The sequence below is a fragment of the Bartonella sp. MR100HLJHH genome (assembly GCF_042194215.1).
In the GTDB taxonomy this organism is placed as follows: Bacteria; Pseudomonadota; Alphaproteobacteria; order Rhizobiales; family Rhizobiaceae; genus Bartonella; species Bartonella grahamii.
In genome coordinates this window covers 51,493-72,745 of the sequence record NZ_JBHIMR010000001.1, presented here as the reverse complement: position 1 = coordinate 72,745, position 21,253 = coordinate 51,493, and the positions used below count along the sequence as shown (strand labels likewise).

19 protein-coding genes and 1 tRNA gene are annotated in these 21,253 nt (G+C 37.6%); 14 read left to right on the top strand and 6 right to left on the bottom strand.

The features are described from left to right. Positions 1-84 precede the first annotated feature (84 nt). Positions 85-1,176: a D-alanyl-D-alanine carboxypeptidase family protein gene (locus ACFIJ7_RS00325; RefSeq protein WP_375635330.1), complete on the bottom strand. Its 1,092-nt coding sequence runs from the start codon at positions 1,174-1,176 to the stop codon at positions 85-87. 706 nt (positions 1,177-1,882) lie between these two features. Further along, positions 1,883-2,680, bottom strand: a complete 798-nt coding sequence (locus ACFIJ7_RS00320) for a 1-acyl-sn-glycerol-3-phosphate acyltransferase (RefSeq protein WP_015857082.1) — start codon at positions 2,678-2,680, stop codon at positions 1,883-1,885. Positions 2,681-2,809: 129 nt separating this feature from the next. On the opposite strand from ACFIJ7_RS00320, the gene thiD reads away from it, so the two are divergent. After that, entirely contained in the window at positions 2,810-3,664 is an 855-nt protein-coding gene (thiD, locus tag ACFIJ7_RS00315; protein ID WP_375635329.1) for a bifunctional hydroxymethylpyrimidine kinase/phosphomethylpyrimidine kinase, read from the top strand. Between the two features lie 403 nt (positions 3,665-4,067). Beyond that, positions 4,068-4,265 carry a hypothetical protein gene (locus ACFIJ7_RS00310; RefSeq protein WP_375644333.1) on the top strand — a complete coding sequence of 66 codons (198 nt, stop codon included), beginning with the start codon at positions 4,068-4,070 and terminating at the stop codon, positions 4,263-4,265. A 785-nt stretch (positions 4,266-5,050) separates the two neighbouring features. On the opposite strand, the gene ACFIJ7_RS00305 is transcribed toward ACFIJ7_RS00310, so the two are convergent. Together ACFIJ7_RS00305 and ACFIJ7_RS00300 are read right to left on the bottom strand one after the other, a co-directional pair. After that, the gene (locus tag ACFIJ7_RS00305; RefSeq protein WP_375644332.1) at positions 5,051-5,866 is read right to left on the bottom strand and encodes a GNAT family N-acetyltransferase; all 816 of its coding nucleotides are present in this window, start codon (positions 5,864-5,866) and stop codon (positions 5,051-5,053) included. A 473-nt stretch (positions 5,867-6,339) separates the two neighbouring features. Next, positions 6,340-6,414: transfer RNA gene (locus ACFIJ7_RS00300), tRNA-Gly, on the bottom strand. Positions 6,415-6,599: 185 nt separating this feature from the next. Between ACFIJ7_RS00300 and ACFIJ7_RS00295 the strand changes: the two genes are divergently transcribed. The 4 genes from ACFIJ7_RS00295 to holA are packed head-to-tail and all read left to right on the top strand — an operon-like array spanning position 6,600 to position 10,364. Continuing rightward, positions 6,600-7,577, top strand: coding sequence for an ABC transporter substrate-binding protein (locus ACFIJ7_RS00295; RefSeq protein WP_375635327.1), 978 nt, complete (start codon positions 6,600-6,602; stop codon positions 7,575-7,577). A gap of 58 nt (positions 7,578-7,635) precedes the next feature. Next, a complete protein-coding gene (locus tag ACFIJ7_RS00290) occupies positions 7,636-8,532 on the top strand; it encodes an ABC transporter permease (protein ID WP_375635326.1) in 897 nt (298 codons plus the stop codon). After that, a complete protein-coding gene (locus ACFIJ7_RS00285) occupies positions 8,525-9,319 on the top strand; it encodes an ABC transporter ATP-binding protein (RefSeq protein WP_015857078.1) in 795 nt (264 codons plus the stop codon). The genes ACFIJ7_RS00290 and ACFIJ7_RS00285 overlap by 8 nt, the downstream gene beginning before the upstream one ends. Positions 9,320-9,323: 4 nt before the next feature. Next, positions 9,324-10,364: a DNA polymerase III subunit delta gene (gene holA / locus ACFIJ7_RS00280; RefSeq protein ID WP_375635325.1), complete on the top strand. Its 1,041-nt coding sequence runs from the start codon at positions 9,324-9,326 to the stop codon at positions 10,362-10,364. 375 nt (positions 10,365-10,739) lie between these two features. On the opposite strand, the gene ACFIJ7_RS00275 is transcribed toward holA, so the two are convergent. After that, a complete protein-coding gene (locus tag ACFIJ7_RS00275) occupies positions 10,740-10,886 on the bottom strand; it encodes a hypothetical protein (RefSeq protein ID WP_375635324.1) in 147 nt (48 codons plus the stop codon). A 356-nt stretch (positions 10,887-11,242) separates the two neighbouring features. Between ACFIJ7_RS00275 and ACFIJ7_RS00270 the strand changes: the two genes are divergently transcribed. The 4 genes from ACFIJ7_RS00270 to ACFIJ7_RS00255 all read left to right on the top strand — a co-directional run bounded on the left by ACFIJ7_RS00270 (position 11,243) and on the right by ACFIJ7_RS00255 (position 14,850). Further along, the gene (locus tag ACFIJ7_RS00270; protein WP_375644331.1) at positions 11,243-11,410 is read left to right on the top strand and encodes a hypothetical protein; all 168 of its coding nucleotides are present in this window, start codon (positions 11,243-11,245) and stop codon (positions 11,408-11,410) included. A 737-nt stretch (positions 11,411-12,147) separates the two neighbouring features. Next, on the top strand, positions 12,148-13,077 hold the full coding sequence (locus ACFIJ7_RS00265) for a prephenate/arogenate dehydrogenase family protein (RefSeq protein ID WP_375635323.1): 930 nt from the start codon (positions 12,148-12,150) through the stop codon (positions 13,075-13,077). Positions 13,078-13,487: 410 nt separating this feature from the next. Continuing rightward, the gene (locus ACFIJ7_RS00260; protein ID WP_375635322.1) at positions 13,488-14,342 is read left to right on the top strand and encodes a YihY/virulence factor BrkB family protein; all 855 of its coding nucleotides are present in this window, start codon (positions 13,488-13,490) and stop codon (positions 14,340-14,342) included. 31 nt (positions 14,343-14,373) lie between these two features. After that, positions 14,374-14,850 carry a YaiI/YqxD family protein gene (locus ACFIJ7_RS00255; RefSeq protein ID WP_375635465.1) on the top strand — a complete coding sequence of 159 codons (477 nt, stop codon included), beginning with the start codon at positions 14,374-14,376 and terminating at the stop codon, positions 14,848-14,850. Between the two features lies 1 nt (position 14,851). Here ACFIJ7_RS00255 and ACFIJ7_RS00250 read toward each other — a convergent pair whose 3' ends face one another. Next, positions 14,852-15,547, bottom strand: a complete 696-nt coding sequence (locus ACFIJ7_RS00250) for a TlpA disulfide reductase family protein (RefSeq protein ID WP_375644330.1) — start codon at positions 15,545-15,547, stop codon at positions 14,852-14,854. A gap of 32 nt (positions 15,548-15,579) precedes the next feature. Here ACFIJ7_RS00250 and argH point away from each other — a divergent pair, with 32 nt between their 5' ends. The 4 genes from argH (at position 15,580) to ACFIJ7_RS00230 (ending at position 21,041) form a co-directional block, all read left to right on the top strand. Next, the gene (gene argH, locus ACFIJ7_RS00245; RefSeq protein ID WP_375644329.1) at positions 15,580-16,980 is read left to right on the top strand and encodes an argininosuccinate lyase; all 1,401 of its coding nucleotides are present in this window, start codon (positions 15,580-15,582) and stop codon (positions 16,978-16,980) included. A 51-nt stretch (positions 16,981-17,031) separates the two neighbouring features. Beyond that, a complete protein-coding gene (locus ACFIJ7_RS00240) occupies positions 17,032-17,211 on the top strand; it encodes an LPS translocon maturation chaperone LptM (RefSeq protein WP_375635319.1) in 180 nt (59 codons plus the stop codon). Positions 17,212-17,220: 9 nt separating this feature from the next. Beyond that, on the top strand, positions 17,221-18,495 hold the full coding sequence (lysA, locus tag ACFIJ7_RS00235; RefSeq protein ID WP_375644328.1) for a diaminopimelate decarboxylase: 1,275 nt from the start codon (positions 17,221-17,223) through the stop codon (positions 18,493-18,495). 116 nt (positions 18,496-18,611) lie between these two features. Then, on the top strand, positions 18,612-21,041 hold the full coding sequence (locus ACFIJ7_RS00230) for a TIGR02302 family protein (RefSeq protein WP_375644327.1): 2,430 nt from the start codon (positions 18,612-18,614) through the stop codon (positions 21,039-21,041). The last annotated feature ends 212 nt before the right edge of the window (positions 21,042-21,253 follow it).

Here is a 21,253-nt window from a genome sequence, read left to right as displayed (position 1 = left end):
CAACATTTGTGGTTCTAACATAAGATACAAAATAATTAATTATCATTATAAATCAAAGTATTATAATTAATCGTAGATTATGATTTATGGCTTTTTTATAGAATGGTTTGCGCGTCTTTTATACGAACTATAGGGCTTTCTTAGTGGCTTTACTGTTATTTTAGGTGTTTTTGGCGTACGAATGAGGTGTACTGGTAAAGGATGAGAAAAAGGAGGTGGAGCAGTGATAAAAGGTGAGGTGAGAATAATATTTCCTTGATCATCATATGAATTTGCATGCATTTTTATGGCTTCAGGTGTGCATGTTTGTTGTCTCATATTGTTGGCTTGTGTTATATTTCTCCCATAAGGTTTTAATGTTGCTAGTGTTAATTGGGGTCTTCCTTGGTGCAAAAATCCTGTTTCAAGAAGTTGTGCAGCTTTTTCTTCTCTTTCAGTTATGTTGTTAGCACCTAGAATGACAGTAATAATTGTACGTTTATTGCGTGTGGCTGAGGCAACAAGATTAAAACCCGAGGCACAAATAAAGCCTGTTTTCATACCGTCTATTCCATAAAAACGGCCAATGAGGTTGTTTGAGTTATGCTGGACTTTTCGATTGTTACCAAAATCAATGGCTGGAATAGAAAAATAATGAGCATATTGTGGAAATTCTCGACGTATTTGAACGGCTAAAAGAGCAATATCGCGCGCTGTGGAGTAGTTTTGAGGGTCTGGTAAACCACTTGCGTTCGCAAAATGCGTTCCAAACATGCCTAAACGTTTAGCTTCGCTATTCATTTTACGTACAAAATTTTTCTGTGAACCTGCAACAGCTTCACTCATGGCAATGGCTAAATCATTGGTAGATTTAACCATGGTGATACTTAAGGCTGTATCAAGTGTGAGTACAGAACCAGCTTTATAGCCTGAACGATATGAGGGAGCTTTTGCGGCGTATTCGCTGATGGTGATATGTTTGTCTGGTGAAATTTCCCCTCGGCTCATGGCACGAAAAATAACATAAGCGGTCATTAATTTTGTCAAGGAAGCAGGGTACCAACGCTCAAAAGCTTGATTATGTTTTAAGATATGCCCCGTTGTAACATCAACAGAAATAAAAGGCTGCGCTAGAGCAACAGCGCTGAATAAACTCAAAATCACAGAAAAAAATAAATTATAGAAGAGACGTTGCATTAATTTAAATCGAGTTCCTTCTTATTCGTTATTTAGAATTGTTTTAATGTAGCACACAAAGCTTTTAAGTCTAGGTTAGGAAGGAAAGATGGTTAATTGCTGTATCCGTTGTGTCTCGGAGATAAAAACCAATACTCATTTTTATTTTCCCCTTGAATTTGGTTTGATGACTTACAGTATCTTAAGAAATACTTTTTAAATAATGAAGATTGTACAAGATTTCAGGTTCTTGGGGGATTGATGTTTCTTAGGAAGGAACGAATCGGCATAATCATACATTTTTCTTGTCCTCCTGTTAGGACAGCCCTTGGCACTTGAGAGGGGTCGTAAAAAGCATTTAATCTTTTCTTGTATCGTTTTATTCACACAGATATCCCTGCTTGTAATGTGCAAGCAAATGATTCTAATTGATTCAATATGGAATAGATTTGAAATGAGAGAATCTTACGGTATTTCGAGGTCTCATTCAAGTTGAATAACGATAAAATATCCTTATAAATCAATATTATGTATGTTATTTAAACGATTTTAAAGAGAGGAAGAATTCTTTCTCAAAAAAAATTCATACATTGGTCATTTCTTATAATGTACATGTGTTTTATAATTTTGAATTAGAAAGTTTGAAGTATCTTTCTTATATTTTTGTTCCATATACGCCGCTCAATATACAAAGTGATGCGTTATTCTGATCAATCAATACATTGTTTCATGATGAATGATTTAGTTTTTGAAGTTTCTGAACAGCGTATGGTGGCATAGGAGGAGGGGTAGGATCTTGAGCTGCTAAGAGAAGCAGTTCATCACATGCTTTTTCAGTTTTTTGGACAAGTTGATCTAGAAAATCACGTTTGCTTAAACCAGCTTCTATCGGGGGAAGAATACGGACACGAATTGTTCCGGGATAGCGGCGAAAATTATTGCGTGGCCAATATAAACCCGCATTGTGTGCAATAGGCACAACTTGAAGCCCTAATTCATTATAGAGCGCGACAATTCCTGACTTATAATCTGGTTCTTGACCGGGTTGTCGGCGTGTTCCTTCGGGAAAAATTAAGATTTGGCGCCCTTGTTTTACTTTCTCTTTTGCTTTTTGTATAACCATTTTTAAGGCTTTGATGGGCGTTGTACGGTTAATGGGGATAATTTGTGTTTTTGCCATATACCAGCCAAACAATGGAATCCACATCAATTCACGTTTTAAAATGAGAGTGGGATCATCTAAATAGGGAACAAGACTGAAAGTTTCCCAAGCCGATTGATGCTTTGGAGCAATGATATAGGCTCCTTTGGGAAGATTTTCTAAACCTTCAATCTCATAACTTGTACCTGCGATGTATTTTTGCAAAAAGAGTGTAACGCGCGCCCATGTTTTAGGGACAATCCATGCCTTTTTGCGGGGCATTAAAAAATAAACGGGAGCGTAAAGGATCATTTGTATAAAAGTTGTTGTATAAAAAGCGAACGTAAAAAGAATAGAACGAAGGATAAGCACTACATTTTCCATTTTATATCTATAAGAAGACTTCGTATATAATATAATTCACATGAGAAAACATCTTCTTTATGTTTTTTCAAGCATCTATTTTTTCGGTAACTCATTTTCCGATATTTAAAAACAGAAGGAAAGAGGTTGATGGAATTACAAAAAGATAAACTTTTTATTCCACGGATTTTATCTATTGCGGGAACAGATCCTTCTGGTGGCGCTGGAATGCAGGCGGATTTGAAGGTTTTTTCAGCTATGAAAACTTATGGTATGAGTGTGGTTACAGCTGTTGTTGCACAAAATACTCAGGGTGTGCGTTCTTTTCAGGCATTAGATGCTTCTTTTGTTGCAGATCAAATTGATTCTGTTTTTGAGGATATCCATGTTGATGCCGTTAAAATTGGTATGGTTGCAAATGCTCAGATTGCACAGGTTATTGCAGAACGTCTTGCTTATCATAAAGCACGTTTTATTGTTTTTGATCCGGTTATGGTTGCAAAAAGTGGTGATGTTCTTTTAAAGTCTGATGCAATTGAAATTATGCGTGATGTTCTTGTGCCGATGTCAACTTTGATCACGCCAAATTTGCCTGAAGCTGCACTGTTATTGGGAGGTGAAGTGCAATGGTCTTTAGAGACTATGTATCAATATGCTCCACGACTCTTGGCGCTAGGGTGTCATGCAGTTTTGTTAAAAGGGGGACATTTGAATACGCTTACCAAGAATAGTACAGAAAATTACGATTATTCTAGTCCAGATCTTTATTGTGATTGTGAAAACCTTGTTATACTTGAAGCTTCTCGTCTTTCAACCACTCATGATCATGGGACAGGGTGTACCATTTCTGCCGCCATTGCAGCTCTGTTACCTACCCAACCTTTGGATTGCGCTGTTAAACAAGCAAAAGATTATTTGCATGGCGCTTTAACTGCCTCAAATGCTTTAAAAGTAGGGAAAGGGCGAGGGCCGCTTCATCATTTTTATGCATTATGGAAAGATTAATACAATAATTGATTGTGAAAAATCTTCACTCTATGAATTTGTTTCGTCATTATATGCTGTATATGCTGTTTTGGACTTATGACTGATAAGTGTTAGCGCATTGTAGATTAACAGTTATTTTGTATTAAGAAGAATGAGAAAAAAATGTTATAATCTATTTCTTTTATATATTTTTTACGATTAATCTATCCTGTTTCAGAGGCAATTTTGAGTATAAAAAGAGAGCAAGGAATTGTAAAATCAGGATTTGATAGCAAAAAGAGTAGAGGGAAAGACCTTTTACAAGGCGATATTAAAGCTGGCTGATCCCGCCATATTTGCTGTTTCTTACATTGGTGGCAAAACAGGATGAGCCGAAGTCGTTATAAAAATTATTGAATATATCTAATATTTACAGAATTTTTTGTCGGCATGGGTAGGGTTTTCTAAATGGCAATTGATACGTCCTGATGGAATTATCAATGATCTTTCAGGTGATGTGGTGAATTTTTTCGGATATTACAACGTCATTATCCTCTTTTTATGGAACTGCTTTATGGAATTGTTGGCGTTTCAGATGAGCAGCCGTGAGGAGTTTCAACATTTAATACAGCAGATCTAGAAACTTTTATGGATTTAGAGCGGCTTTAAGGTTTTTATATTTATAGTGATTAAGTTTTAGCGAGAAGGTAGTCGATCGCACAATCGGAGTTTCAATAGACTTGTAGCGTGTGGTTTAATCTTTTCAAACTTGAATTTTTATTCTGTCATTTAATGGATTTCACCATTAAGTATTTAAAATGATTTGATTTTATTGTGCACTATGACTGTTCAACACCTTATTTTACGTTGATTGAAGTTTTGTTCCTCATATAAAATAGTATGCTTCAAGTAGAGTGCACTTATATTATTAATTAACATGTTTATTTTAAAGAGATTTCTCATCATCAACTGTAATCTAAAAAAAGAAACAATATACATAAAGGACCTTTAAAAGGGTTTTGAAGCTCCTTTGGTTATTGTATAAAGCGAAGATTTTTTCTATTAATTGACTAACAGACTAACCATCTAACAAACTATGATATAACTGTAGTTTTAAATATTTGCTTTTTCGAGTTTTTTATAATTATCAGTAACAGACAGTAAATTATCGATCATATCAAATAAAATTTTCACTTGTTCAACTTAGATCTGTGATAGATATCTTTTTTAAGACAATGATCCTGAAAATTATAAAAGTAAGAAAATTTGAGTGAGTCATTTGAAACAATTATATTTGTAATAACTTTTTTAACTTTTCACTATCAGTATTAAAGAAGATTGGCTAAACTTTCTTGGTTGTATAGATTGGTTTTCTGTATTTGAGTTTTGCTGAAAATAATAAGTTCGCTTATCGATGAAAAGAATTCATCGCTCAATGATCATGTGTTTATTGGAATAAACTTTAAATTCACCAAAGTTTATAAAACCCAATTTTTTATAAATGCCAATTCCCTCGTGAGATGCTTGCATACCAATAACATGACATTTCTTTCTTTTTAAATGCTCAATAGCAATTTTTGTCATGAATGTCCCAACACCTTTTTTCTGAAAATCTGGATTGGTGACAATATCATACACTCCACCAATTCCATCTGCTTTAATACAAAAACATATTGCTACAGGATTATTATTTATGTAACCAACGAACATCTCTACATCAGGATCTTTTTTATAACAACGGCCTATTGTTTCATAAAATATAACCGCTTCTTCATCAAAAGGCTCGAAGACTGATGCCATAACATTTCCGTAATCTCTAAAATCTTGAAGTGATTCAACTTCCTTGATTTTGAAATTATCTGGCGTAGAAGTAACATGTGAGTCTATATTTTGTGCTAAAGCTGCCATTCCTACCTCTGTTTCAACATGCTCTAAACCAATAGATAAGAGAACTTCATCAACTTTATAATGAGACGAATGAGGTTCAACCCACCAAGCTAAAGGTAGTTTTTGTGCATTAAAGGAATGGATTATGGATTTTGCTTGGTTTGTAGGTATAGTTTCTTGTAAACTTTTAGCAGAGACAATATTGAATGTGTCTGAAGCAAATGTTGAATTAACAGAAGATACTCCATTTGGAAAATCAACAACCTTCATTTTAGGGCATGATTTTGGTAAAAAACGTACCTTTGAGCAAAAATTATTCTCTAATGATAAGTCAATTTTTGATTTGTTTAACATTTGTTTTTCTTGTCATGGCTCATCATTTCTAATTAATCTTTTAATATTGGGGCTGTAAGAAAATCCGTTAGCTCAAAAGTAATCCCAAATTCTTTTAAATACGCCTCTATAACCTGCCAAGGTCGTAAAAGATCTGCCGCGAATACTGAAAAAACTATTCTCGGGATTGCAAGAAATAAAGTTATTGTTGCCAAATAACGTCATGAACCAATGGGAATTGTCCATCTCGCTTTTCAAGCTTATTTTACACGGATTTAACGACCTAATAGACAACGGTAACCTTCCAGAAAAAATCCGTCTAAGTTAAAAATTGTTATCTTATGATCTAAGCCCCAATCCAATAGATGCTTCACAAGAAATTACGAATCTTAAAACTCTTTGAGAAAAAATAAATTGGTACAAAATCTAGTGGCAAAATATACAAAACCCGCTGGCAAGCTACACACGCAAGAGCGAATAAATACAAAATTCAATGGAGCGGGCGATGGGATTCGAACCCACGACCCCAACCTTGGCAAGGTTGTGCTCTACCCCTGAGCTACACCCGCTGACCGATTCGATATATATCTTGCCTGTATGGCGTAGGCTTCTACGAATTGCAACAAAAAAATATCATTTTAGTTTGATTTATTTTGTACATGTTTTAATAAATTGAAATAAAGATTGATTTTAGAAGATTCTTCAGTAATAGATTATTCCTTTTTTAATTTTGCATAGAGAGGGGTGGAGTATAATGTTGAAGAGAATAAAAATATTAGGGATTATCATTGCAGCTGTTTTTATGATGAACAGTGTTGCAAAAGCGGATGACCAAGTTAAACGCGTTAAAGTTGCAATTACACAGATTATGGTCCATCCTGCTGCGGATACCGTTCGTAAAGGTGTGGAAGATGTTCTTGCAGAAAATGGCTATAAGCAAGGTGAAAATTTTCAACTTACCTTTTTATCAGCGCAAGGCAATATTTCAACAGCAACGCAAATTGCACGTAAATTTGTTGGTGATAAACCTGATGTTATTGTAGCGATTACCACGCCTTCAGCACAAACAATGCTTGCGGCGACAAAAACAATTCCTATCGTCTTTGCTGCGATTTCTGATCCTATTGGAGCTAAAATCGTTTCTTCGCTTACCAAACCTGGCGGTAATATGACGGGAAGTTCTGATCGTATAGATGTTGCAGAAAGTGTTAAACTTTTACAAGAAGTAAAACCAGATTTGAAAAAACTCGGTTATCTTTATAATGCTTCTGAAGCAAATTCTGTTTCAACACTTAAGGTGTTAAAGAATGTGGCAAAAAAAGTTGGAATTGAAGTCATTCCTTCATCGGCACCAAAACCTTCTGATGTTCAGGCGGCAACGCGGGCTTTAATTGGTAAAGTGGATGTTATTTTTATTCCCGCTGATAATACGGTTCTTTCTGTTTTAGAAGGAGCAGCAAAAGTTACACAGGAAGCAAATGTTCCTGTATTTACTGTCGATTCTAATTCTATTGGACGCGGTCCTTTTATGACGCAGGGCGTAAATTTCTATGATGTAGGGGTTGAAGCTGGGAAATTGGTTGTGCGTATTCTAAAGGGTGAAAAGCCTGGTGATATTGATGTTGTGCAGGCGGCTAGTAATGACATTCGAATTGATATGAAAGCAGCAGAAAAAGCGGGGATTGTTATTCCGCAGGCAGTTATTGATCGTGCGACAAAAGTGATTCAATAACTTTGATAGGATGTTGATACAATAAAATACGTTAAGTTTTCATGGGGATTGTCTTTACATGAATATATTTGCGTTTTCTGGCGCTGTGGAATTGGGTCTTATTTATGCGTTTGTGGCTATAGGGGTTTATCTCTCTTTTCGCGTTTTGGACTTTCCTGATTTAACAGTTGATGGCTCATTTCTTCTTGGGTCTTGTGTCTGTGGCGTCTTGATTCTTTTAGGTTTTAATGCATGGACAGCTATGGCATGTGCTTTTTGTGCAGGCATGGTAGCTGGTTTATTAACAGCTATGTTGAATTTGCGTTTTGGTATTTTGAATCTTTTGGCTTCCATTTTAACAATGTCAGCGCTCTATACGGTTAATCTTCGTATTATGGGAATTATGGGAGGATCTAATATTAATTTAGCGCTTGCTGATACGGCGTTAACGCCCTTTTATAATCTGTTTGGTTTGTCTGATATTTTTGTGCGTCCTCTTTTCATTGGTACTGTATTGCTAGTTGTAGCGTTTTTGATTTGGCGTTTTTTGGAAAGTGAAATAGGTCTTGCTATGCGTGCAATGGGAGCTAATCCACGGATGGCTACAGCTCAAGGGGTTCATACGTCGGCGCTAATTTATTTTGGTATGGGGCTTTCAAATGCCTGTGTTGCACTTGGTGGTTCTCTTTATATTCAAACTGCAATTGCAACGGATATTACCGGTGGAATTGGAACAATTGTTTTTGGATTGGCAGCTGTGATTATCGGTGAAACTTTGTTTCGTACGCGTAATATTTTTTGGATTATAATCAGCTGTATTGTGGGGTCTGTGCTTTATCGTGTGGCGGTGCAATTTGCATTTGAGGCAAATGGAATTGGTATTGATACGTCGACAGATCTTCAGTTGATTACTTCACTGTTGGTTATTTTAACCCTTATTGTGCCACGCTATTGGAGGAGGCGTAAACGTGATTGAGTTTTCTCATGTTGGGGTTACATTTAAACCGCAAACACCTTTGGAAAAACAGGCTTTGATTGATATTAACCTTAAAATTGATCAGGGTAGTTTTGTTACGGTTATCGGTTCAAATGGCGCTGGTAAATCAACCTTGCTCAGTGTTTTAGCAGGTGCAACGCTTCCCTCAACAGGGAAAGTGGTTATCAATGGGCAAAATGTTTCTAGACAATCAGTCAGTGAACGCGCTGGAAAGGTTGCTTGTGTTTTTCAAGATTCTTTGATAGGCAGTTGCGGTTCTTTAACAATTGAAGAAAATTTGGCTCTTGCTGCTCTTCGAGGAAGTCGTCGTGGTTTGCGTTCGGCTTTAAACCATGAGAAACGGCAATTTTTTCGAGAAAAAATTGCTCAATTAGGCATTGGTCTTGAAGCATATATTCATAATCCTATGGACAGTTTATCAGGTGGGCAACGCCAAGCTGTTTGCCTTGTGATGGCAACATTAGCCCATGCGGATGTTTTATTGCTTGATGAACATACCTCAGCGCTTGATCCTGGAATGGCTGATTTTGTGATGCGGTTGACTGAAAAAATCGTTGAAGAGAAAAAACTAACGACTATCATGGTGACTCATTCTATGCGTCAGGCTCTTGATTATGGCGATCGCACCTTGATGTTGCATGGTGGAAAAGTGATTTTGGATGTCTGTCATGAGGAGCGTAAGGGCTTGGATGTCAATGATTTAATTGGCATGTTTCAGAAAGTTCGCGGGGAAGTTCTTGATGATGATGAACTGTTAATGGATTAATAATGTGGCTCAGAAAAAAGCACATGAAGTTGATCAGTTTTTAACGCGTTTTTCACGTGCTTTTCCTATTGTTCTCATTTATGGGCCAGATCGTGGTCTTATTTGTGAGCGTGCACAATGTTTTGCAAAACTTACACAGGTAGCAATAGAAGATCCATTTTCGACAGTTCGTTTGGATGCTGCTGAAATTGATAAAGATCCTGCACGTTTGGAAAATGAAGCGCGTACGTTATCGCTTTTTGGGGGAGATCGTTTGATATGGATCTCTAATGCTGCTAACCAAAAAGGTTTTCTTGCTGCCTTGAAAATTTTAATTGAGAAGCCACCAGAAGCCTGTTTTATTCTCATTGAATCAGGGGACTTAAAAAAAGGAACAGGGTTGCGCAATGCTGTTGAAACGTCATCAAAAGCAATGGCTTTGCCCTGTTTTGCGGATGATATGCGTTCTCTTGACGGTTTGATTGATGAGGTTTTAGAGCAGTTTAAAAAGACTCTTTCTTTGGATGCACGTAGATGGTTGCATGAAAGTTTAGGGGCGGATCGCCTTGTATCACGAGGTGAATTAGAAAAGCTTTGTCTTTATGCTGCAAATGTTCATATTACTCTTGAAGATGTGAAAGCTGTTGTAAGCGATGTCAGTGCTCTTTCTCAAGATGAAGTCATAGATGCTCTTTTATTAGGTGATATATCAGGCTTTGAAGTGCATTTTAATCGACATGCAGCATTGCATGGGGCGCTTTTTTTTATTTTGAGTACAGCACAAAGGCATTTTCAGCAATTACAGCTATTGCGTTATCAGGTAGAGGTTGAAGGAAAATCGCCTTTTACGGTGGTTTCTCAAGCACGGCCTCCCATTTTTTTTCAACGGAAAAAGACAGTTGAACAAGCTTTAAAATATTGGAAGTTAGAACAGATTTCCTACGCAATGGAAAGAATTCAGGGTGCTGTTTTAGACAGTCGTAAAAATCCACTTTTGGGTGAAGCTATCATTCGTCAAGTTTTGTTAGGGCTCACAATTATTGCACGACGCCAGATGGCAGCTTAACAGTTTAAAAATATGATGATTTTTTATTTTTAGTACGCCACAGAGGTATTTTCAGCAATTAAAACTTTTGTGTTAACAAGTAGAGGTTAGTTGTAGTTTTGAAGAGCTTGAAAGTTTTATAGAAATTTTTCTTTAGAAAAATTATTTATCTTCGAAAGGCAGTTTTTACACCGTTTTATTATCTTGTTGTGCCGTAAAACACTGTTGGTTCGTGATATAGAGCTCAGGTAAAATTTTACGCATTCGGTGTTTTTGTGTGAGTATGTGGTGAATATTAGGCTGGTTCATAGCGCCTTAATTGGGGTAACACCCCTCATGCAAAACAGAGCATCTCAAACAACAGAAGACACTTGTATGGTAAATTCATACGCTTTCTTAGAAATATTTTTCAATGCGCGTCATATCTATTTCGCGACGGCGTTTGTGAATGGTATAACGGTAAAGTTCTCCGTGAAGAATATAAAATCCATAGAGCATCTCTATCTTTACGCTTAATAAAAGTGCAAGCCAGAGCACTATCATATATTTGCCTAGTCTCTAATTTGCTACAGTTTTTGGCATTAGAGAGCGTTTTTCATCATTTTTTTCTCACATGCCTTCTTGTGACGTGCAGACAAGAGATTTTAATTGATAAGAGGATTTGTGATGGAAGAATTTTACCGTATTTGAAGTTATGATTCAAATTGAAAAACAATTATTATATTTATAAATCAATATATTATAGATTAATAGAATCACTTAAAATAGTGAACCAGTGGAATCTTTTAGATAAGAAAATGAATTGTTTGCAGATCGGTATGAATTAAGAATCTTCGTGGGATGAGGAGAAAGTCAAGATAGATTATGATGAAAACGACAGTACCTATGGGGAGACTTTTATGTTTGATACAGGGATGATTATCTTAGCAATGAATGCTCTCAAATTCCAAGGATTTTCGCAACATTGGGGGGTAGGCAAATATAATGATAGTGTTTTATTAAGTGTAAAGAGGCTCGTACTTAATGGATTTATAGTTATAACATTTACGAACACTGTTGTGAGATAGGCTGGGGAGCGAGATGCTTTTTAAAACAAATGCATGAATTTGTAATCCAAATCTATTCTGTTTGGGGCGTTCTATTTTACGTGAGGGTTGTGATTCCATTAAAGGGATGTTTGGTGTTTTTGTTATCAAACTTTTTCTTTATTGAGAGGGGGTGTTTTTCTCGTATTTGTTTGATTTACGGTATCAGGAATTGGGAGAGGAAAATGTTTTTAATGGTATTTTTTGTATGCGTTGTTTTACGGTGTTTTCAATATTCACAAAACTTGTGTTGATGTTGTAGGTGGAGGCGTAATACGTTCTTATATAGGTCTAATGTACAAATTAATAAATGTATCGGGATAATTGGGAAAGAGTTGGTGTCTGCTTACGCTTTTGATGTGTTTTTTTATGAGTAAATTAGTAAGATAAAGTAAACTGATGAGATTTTATGTAGAGTCGTTGTTATCATAATTGAGAGTGCATTTATATTTTGTTTCAGTGATGTGCTTTGATCAGTAATTAAGTGGGAGTTTTAGAGCGTGATGTTAGATTTCTCGTCATTTATTTTTTATGTGTTTTCTAGGTAAAATGATCTGTTGTCAGCTTGCGCAGGTGATGATTGGTAAACTGCGTTATTCTTTATTCTCTAGTTGTCGTTTTTTAATGTTTTACGCATAATTCTTGAACAAACAGACAGGAAAATTATGATTTTACAATTGTCTTTATTGCCATTTGCAAAGAATCTTTGAAGGTGAAAGATGCCCCATATTCAATTTGAAAAAATAGCGCTCATTGGGATCGGTCTGATTGGATCTTCTTTAGCAAGGGTGATTAAAAAGAAAAATCTTGCGGCTCAGATTTCTATTGCAACGCGTCGTTCAGAAACCCTGAAAAGAGCGCGTGAATTGGAGCTTGGGGACTTTTATACGACAGATAATGCAAAAGCTGTTGAAGGAGCGGATTTGGTTATTGTTTCTGTTCCTGTTGGGGCGAGTGCAGAGGTGGCAAAAAATATTCATGATCATTTAAAACCTGGAGCGATTGTGAGTGATGTTGGTTCTACGAAAGCGTTGGTTATTGCGGAAATGGCGCCTTTATTGCCAAAAACGGTTCATTTTATTCCAGGGCATCCTATTGCTGGAACGGAATATTCAGGACCGGATGCTGGTTTCGCTGATTTATTTATGAATCGTTGGTGTATTTTAACGCCTTTTGCTGAGAGTGATGCTGCTGCTGTCGCACAATTGACAGCGTTTTGGGAAGCTTGTGGTGCGCGTGTCGAAAAGATGGAACCTAAACATCATGATCTTGTTTTGGCTATTGTTTCGCATTTGCCGCATTTGATTGCTTATAATACTGTTGGGACAGCGAGTGATTTAGAAAAGGTGACAAATTCAGAAGTGATTGCTTATTCTGCTTCCGGTTTTCGTGATTTTACGCGTTTGGCATCTTCTGATCCCGTTATGTGGCGCGATATTTGTTTGCATAATAAGGATGCTATTTTAGAAATGTTGAGCCGTTTTAGTGAGGGGCTTGCTTTTTTAGAGCAGGCAATTCGTTTAGGAGATGGTGAGACATTGTTTAACTTTTTTACACGTACGCGTGCTGTACGTCGCAATATTATTGATGCTGGACAAGAAATTGATGCTCCTGATTTTGGACGTCAGAGTGTTTCTAAAAAAGGGTGAGTAAAAGCAAGGGTTTTTTGTTGAATTTCATTGGTTTTTTCTAGAAATTGATAAGAAGTTTTCTCTCTATTCAGTCATAGATTGCAATAAAAAAGAGTGGCGATTGCTTCGATACAGATAACCGTGACTTCAAAAGGTTTTATGTGCGCAAGATTATCGTGCTTAACTATCTATAGGGCATATGATGTACAGAAGAGGTTACGGATCTATAGAAGAGACAAAAAAATGAAGTCGTTGTAGAATTTCATATAGTGGGTTGTTGTTTTTGTTTTAGTATAAAGTCAGGCTTGACCGTATTGATTATTGCCCTTTATATTGCAACATTGGGAAATGTTTGTTTGCAGGGTTTTGATGATTTTTATAAAGCTTGAAATAGACAGAGGAAGAGTTTTACCAGAAAGTATTGAGATTTGTTAAGAAATATCTTTTGGTATAGCTATCGTATCCTTGTTGACGCAGTAAGCCATTATTGGCGTGATAATGGGAGTGCTTTTGCAAGCCATGTCGCGCTCTCTGGGCTTTTAGCATTTTTCCCTTTTTTTATTTTTGGAACTTCTCTTGCCAGTTTTCTTGGTGCTTTTACATATACACCGCAAAAAATCAAAGCACTTGTGCAGTTATTACCAGATGTCATTGCAGAGCCTTTATCTCAGGAAATTATCAATGTTTTAACCATACAGCGGGGAGGAGTGTTGACAGTTTCTGTCATTGGAGCGGCTTATTTTGCCTCTAATGGGATAGAGGCGTTACGTACAGCTTTAAATAGAGCTTATCGTGTTGTTGATCGGCGTAGCTTGTTGTTTTGTCGTTTTCAAAGTTTGTTTTTTGTGATTCTTGGAGCTGTTGGTCTTATTGTGATCAGCGTTTTGTTGATTTTAACACCTCTGCTGATCAAGATTATGCAAAATCATTCTTTTTTCATTACAGAATATATCGGTATCATTCGTCTATGGCGTTACATAATCGCAGCGGTTGTTCTCTTTGTAAGCCTTTTGATTGTTCATAAATGGCTACCAGCAGAGCGGCGGAAGTTTATAGATATTTTACCAGGAATTGTACTGACAATGTTTGTATGGTTTATGGCTTCAATTGCTTTTGCTCAATATTTAACAATGTTTGATTATATTTCTACCTATGCAGGGTTAGCATCTATTATGGTTGCTATTATTTTTCTTTACATATTGAGTGCAATTTTTATTTTGGGAGGAGAAATAAACGCGGCGATAATGTTTTATCGCAAGCATTTGCAACATTCAGATGAATGAAAGAACCTAACTATTGCGTGAAAGCCAAGGTATGAATATCCCAATAAAACCTGCTATCACTTTGTTGATTGATGCGGATGCTTGTCCTGTAAAAGATGAAGTTTATCGTGTGATGAATCGTTATCAGCTTAAGACATTTGTTGTGGCAAATCGTTTTTTGTCCCTTCCGGATGAAGCACTCATTGAAAGAGTGGTCGTTGCTGGTGAATTCAATGGTGCTGATGATTGGATCGTAGAACATGTGCATGAGGCAAGTATTGTTATTACCAGTGATATTCCTTTAGCAGCACGGGTTGTGCAAGCTGGGGGTTTTTGTCTTTCGCCAACGGGGCGTATTTTTGATGTAAATTCAATTGGTCAGGCTTTGGCGATGCGCAATTTGATGGAAGATTTGCGGGGACAGGGCAGTATAACGGGTGGTCTCCGTCCTTTTTGTCGTAAAGACCGTTCTGCTTTTTTATCAGCACTGGATCTCGTTATACAACGTTTAAAAAGACGCGGTTATTAGGTTATAGGGCTTCTTTTATAACAGCTTTTATAAGTGCTTTGGCATCGTCATTGGCCCATGGAGCTGCACCATTGAAGGAAGCAATGAGATATCCCTCTTTATCGATGAGAAATGTAATGGGGAGTCCTAAAGCAAGCCCCTGTTTTCTAACATTGTTGAAAATATCCATTGTTTCATCGCGATAGTAAAGCAAATTATTCGCATGAATATTCTGTAAAAATTGCTGAATTTTTTCAGGAGAAGCAGTTTTATCGATATTAATAGCTATGACATCAAAGTTTTCTCCACCTAATTCGTGTTTTAATTGCGCAAGTTCGGGCATTTCTGTGCGGCAAGGTGCACACCAAATAGCCCATAGATTGATCAGCATCGGTTTTCCAATAAATTCGCTGAGTGTGTGCTCTTTTCCTTGAATATCCTTGAAAGAGAGTTTCTTCATATCTGAGGGCGTATCAGCAAATCGTATGTGGCTAAAAAAGCCTTTTGCTGCTTTTCGGATTGCCATCATTTTTTCTTCTCGTGTTTTATCAATGTTTATTTTTTGTGCTTTTGCTGCTGAAATGAAATTGAAAAGGAAAGACTCTCTTTTGTTATCGTAGTTTATGGTTGCGTATAAACTCAATGCAATGATAAAGAATGCAAGGGAGAATTGCCTTTTTTTATTGTTTTTTTCGCTGATGAAAATTTGAGAAATCATAATTTTGTCCTTTGTATGGGTGTTTTCAGAATATGACAGATGAGATGTTAAAGAACCAAATGTGGGGTGGTCGGTTTGCGGCAGGTCCTTCTGCAATTATGGAAGAAATTAATGCCTCAATTGATTTTGATCAAAAACTTTATCGACAAGATATTGAAGGTTCCCTTTCTCATGCGGCTATGTTAGCGCAAACGAAAATCATTTCACAATCAGATTATAAAAAAATTGTTCATGGTTTGAAACTTATTCGCCAAGAAATTGAAGACGGTAAATTTGTTTTTTCACGAAAGCTTGAAGATATTCATATGAATATTGAAGCGCGGCTGAGCGAATTGATTGGTCCTGTAGCAGGGCGTTTGCATACGGCGCGTTCACGCAATGATCAAGTTGCTGTTGATTTTCGCTTGTGGGTGCGTGAAGCAACGCAAAAGATAGCACAAGCTTTAAAAGGATTGATAGAGCAATTGCTTATTCGAGCAGAACAACATGTTGATACCTTTATGCCAGGCTTTACGCATTTACAATCAGCACAACCGGTAACATTTGGCCATTATATGATGGCTTATGTTGAAATGTTTGGTCGAGATTTATCGCGGATGCGTGATGCTCTTGAGCGAATGAATGAATCGCCTTTAGGGGCGGCTGCTTTAGCAGGGACAGGCTTTCCAATTGACCGTTTTATGACAGCAAAAGCGCTAGGCTTTCGAGAACCAACACGCAATTCGATTGATAGTGTTTCAGATCGTGATTTTGCATTGGAATTTTTAAGCGCTGGCGCTCTTTGTGCAACACATCTTTCACGTTTAGCAGAAGAAATAATTCTTTGGTCAAGTGAACAGTTTTATTTTATTCGTTTATCAGATGCTTTTTCAACTGGTTCGTCTATCATGCCGCAAAAGCGAAATCCTGATGCTGCCGAACTTGTGCGGGCTAAAGTAGGACGGTTGAATGGCGCATTAATGGGGCTGTTAACGGTGATGAAAGGGTTACCCCTTGCTTATTCGAAGGATATGCAAGAAGATAAGGAATATGTCTTTGATGGGGCTTTGAGTTTGGAATTATCACTAGCAGCAATGACAGGGATGATTGCTGATTTGAAAGTTAATAAAGAAGCTATGAAACAAGCCGCTGATTCTGGCTATGCAACTGCAACCGATTTTGCTGATTGGCTTGTACGCGAATCAGGGATTCCTTTTCGCGAAGCACATCATATTACAGGGCGTGCTGTGGCATTAGCAGAAAAAAAACAGTGTCGCCTTCAGGATTTATCATTGGATGAACTTCAAGCAATTTGTCCTAATATCAATGCGACACTTTTTGATGTTTTGACCGTTGAAAAATCTGTTGAAAGTCGCAAAAGCTTTGGGGGAACAGCACCTTCAGAGGTTCTTCGGCAAATTACGTATTGGAAAAAGCGTCTTGTGAGCGCTTGAGTGATTGTATTTTAAAGGTAAAAAAGAGATCGAGATGAGGAAAGAGGACAGATGAAAATTATATTAAAGGGGTTAATGATTGTCCTTTTAGGAGGCGTTTGTGTCGCTGGGTGTGGGCGTAAAGGGTCATTGGAAATGCCTCTTACAAGTGTGGAAAAGTCTGTGCAAGGAACATCTGTTACTCAAAGTGAAGGTGATAAACCTTTTATTCTTGATCGTTTGATAAAGTAGGAGGAAAGTGTGGATTTTTTCTCTTACCATCAAGGTATGCTTCATGCTGAGGGTTGTTCACTTGCTGTTCTTGCGCAGGAGGTGGGGACTCCTTTTTATTGTTATTCCGCCAATGCATTGGTTACACGTTTTAAAGACTATAAAAAGGCATTTCAAGGGATGCCTAGTCTGCTTGCTTATGCGGTTAAAGCCAATTCTAATCAAGCAGTTTTACGGCTTTTAGCGAACAATGGAGCGGGAGCTGATGTGGTTTCAGAAGGGGAATTACGGCGCGCCCTTGCTGTTGGTATTCCGGCACATCGTATTGTTTATTCTGGTGTTGGTAAAACCATGAGAGAGATAGATTTTGCTCTTGCTCAGGATATTTATTGTTTTAACGTTGAATCAGAGCCGGAACTTGAACAGTTATCTCAACGTGCTGTTGCGCTTTCAAAGATAGCACGTGTTTCATTGCGCATTAATCCAGATGTTGATGCGAAGACCCATAAGAAAATTACAACAGGAAAATCTGAAAATAAATTTGGTATTCCATTGTTGTTGGCAAGAGAGGCTTATAAAAAAGCGGACTCTTTACCTGGATTGCAGGTTTGCGGTATTGATATGCATATTGGCAGTCAGATTTGTGACTTAAAGCCATTTGAAGAGGCATTCCTTCTTATTGCAGATTGTGTGCGTCAATTGTGGAGCGATGGCTATGCAATAACGCATATAGATATCGGTGGTGGGCTTGGTATTGCCTATGGTTGTGAACAACATACTGTACCTTCTCCTTTTGATTATGCTGCGCTGGTAAAGAAATATATTGCTCCTTTAGGGATTAATATTGTTGTGGAGCCGGGGCGGAGCATTGTGGGTCAAGCTGGTGTACTGATGACATCTGTTCTCTATTTAAAAAGGGGACAAGGGCGGAATTTTGTTATTGTAGATGCGGCGATGAATGATCTGATGCGTCCAACGCTTTATGATGCTTGGCAAAATGTCGTCCTTGTGAAAAAAGCAGCAAAAGACGCTCCCCTTATTCGTGCAGATATTGTTGGTTCTGTTTGTGAGACTGGCGATTATTTAGCATTAGATCGTTACTTGCCGATTTTGGCACCCGGTGATCTTTTAGCAATTACGCAAGCTGGAGCTTATGGTGCTGTGATGGCGAGTACTTATAATAGCCGACTTTTGGTCCCAGAAGTTCTCGTTCAAGATACGTGTTATGCGGTTATTCGTCCACGTCTTGATTATGCTCAATTGATGGGATGTGATCATATTCCTGATTGGATTGAGAATTCTTAAGTGTTTTTGGTCTTATTTTTACTAAACTTTGATGAAACAATTTATTTTCTAGAAATTGTCTTGTATGGGGTTTATGATCTTAATGCACCACGATAAAAGGGGATAAATGCTTGTTTATGAAAAATAAAAACATCAAAGGCTTTGCAATGAAGCTTTTGTGTGTGCGCATTTTGATGTGGGGAATCCTTTCATTTGAACGGATGTGGGTACGGTTGTTGCCATTTTTCCTCGTTGTTAGTCTCTTTTGTTCGTTTAGCTGGTTGGGACTTTTTGGCATTTTGGGCTATTGGTCACATTTGCTCTTACTTGGGGTTATGCTTGTTTGTGCTGGAGCGAGTTTATTTTTTCTTGTTCGTTTTCGGTTTCCCACAATACGGGAAGTGAATTGCCGTCTTGAACGCGTCAATGATTTTAGACATCAGCCTTTGAATATTCAGACAGATCGTTTATGTTCTGAAAATGATGAAGATTTTAGTGCTGTTATTTGGCGTGAACATCAACGCCGAATGGCAAAACAATTATACCATTTAAAAACTGGATTTATCTCTCTTAATAGTGCGGATTATGATCCTTTGGCTTTGAGGGCTTTGTGTGTTCTTCTTTTTGTTTGCGCTTTTAGTTTTTCTTTTGGTTCACAAGGGGGGCGTTTGGCTGATGCCTTTGATTTTCGTCCTGTTGTTGATGAAAAATTCATGCGGATTGATGCTTGGGTAACACCACCTGCTTATACCGGTGTGGCACCGATTTATTTGACAAAAGATGAGAAAACACAACTAGAAATCCCTGAAGGGAGTAATGTTGTTGTGCGTGTTGTCAATGGGGCTGGCGTTACAGTAAAAGCAAAGTCTGTAGAAGATGGGAGGGAAATTTCGTTTTCAGAGAAAACGGAACAAACAGCTTTGAATGATCCAATCGCTCATTTTGAAACACATTTAAATCATTCAATGAATTTATTTGTATCATCACGTCGTAAAAAACAGCAGTGGCATTTGCAGATGATCAAGGACACGCTTCCGACAATTCATTGGCTGGAAAAACCAGGGCGGATTTTAACGGGATCGTTAGAGTTACGATATGTGGTGGATGATGATTATGGTGTGACAAAGGCTTTTGTTGAAATAGAGCCTTTTCTTCCTCAGAATAAAAGTGCTTCTTCTCTTTATAATGCTCCGGAAATAGAGCTTCTTCTTCCGCGTGGTGGAAAGGGGAAAATGCGGATGGTGCAAGATATATCAGCGCATCCATGGGCGGGTTCGCAAGTCAAAATTACTTTGGTGGCAGAAGATGGTGCGGGGCAGAAAGGGCGTAGCAAAACTTTTGTTATGACATTACCGCAACACGTTTTTTCAAATCCTGTCGCGCGTGCGGTGAGTGAAACGCGTCGTTTATTAGCGCTTGATGCTTCTGCGAGAGAGCGTGTATTGGATATGCTTTCTGCTTTGCTTGTGCGTCCAGAAAGGGGGGTGCAAAATGTAATGCATTTTCTTGTTCTACAAAGTGCGTGGACAAGACTTTCTTTAGCACAAACAGAAGAGGATTTGCGTGGTGTGGTGGATTATTTATGGCAAATTGCTTTGGGTATTGAAGACAATCAGCTTGAATCCGTGCAAAAAAATTTAAAACAAGCACAAGCTGCTTTACGTGATGCATTGCGTTACGGTGCTTCAGCGGCAGAAATTGAACGCCTTATGGCAGATTTACGTCAAGCTATGGATGAGTATATTCGTGCTTTAGCTGAAAAAGCACCAGATAGTCAAGTTTCTAAAAATTCTAAAAGCTCAAAAAGCACCAATCTTTCTGAAGCTACACTACAAGAAAAGCTAAATTTAATTGAGGAAATGGCTAAAACGGGCTCTTCTTTAGCAGCTGAACAACTCTTGGCGGAAGTTGAACAGACGCTTGATCATTTGCATGTGCAAAAAGGCAATCAAAATGAGGGAGAAAAAAGCCAATCTGCACAAATGAAAGAAAAGATGGACCAGCTTGGAGATTTAATGCGTCGTCAGCAAGAAATTCTCAATGAAACACATCAGTTAGAGATGGAACAAAAACGCGGAGAAAATGTGCCGGAAACACAGAAAAAATCTTTAAAAAAACGTCAAGCTGAATTGCAGTCTGAATTATCAACATTAGAAAAAGAATTATCAGAACAAGGATTTGAAACAGGAGGCGCATTGAAAAGGGCAGAAGAAAAAATGAATTCTGCGGAAAATGCTCTTGATAATGGAAATCATCAGGTATCTATACAAAATCAGTCTGACGCTTTGGAATCTTTGAGGCAAGGTGCACAAAATGTTTTGAAAAAAATGCGCGAGACACTCAAAGAAACGGGAAATGATCAAAATGCTGATTCTGGTCCTAAAGATCCGTTAGGACGTCCACTTTCTTCAAAAACAGATGAAGGACAAGAAGGTGAGGCACTACCACAAAAAAGTGATCAAATGCGTACGCGGCAGATTTTGGATGAAATCCGCAAACGTCTTGGTAAAGAGCATATTCCAGAAGAAGAAAAAAACTATCTTGAAAGATTGCTTCATTTTAATTAACCAGTGTTGGCTTTTTTCTTAATTGATGTCAGAAACAGTGTATGAAGAACCTCTATGGGGTTCATCTCCAAGAAAATGATTAAAGCGCTTGTAACGCAATAATCATCCTTTTGTACTGATTTTTTAATCATTTAAGTTTAAAATATGAAATATTGAAATATTCGCTATTGCGGAAAAAGAGCAGAAGTCCATATAATTTGGGTATATGAAAA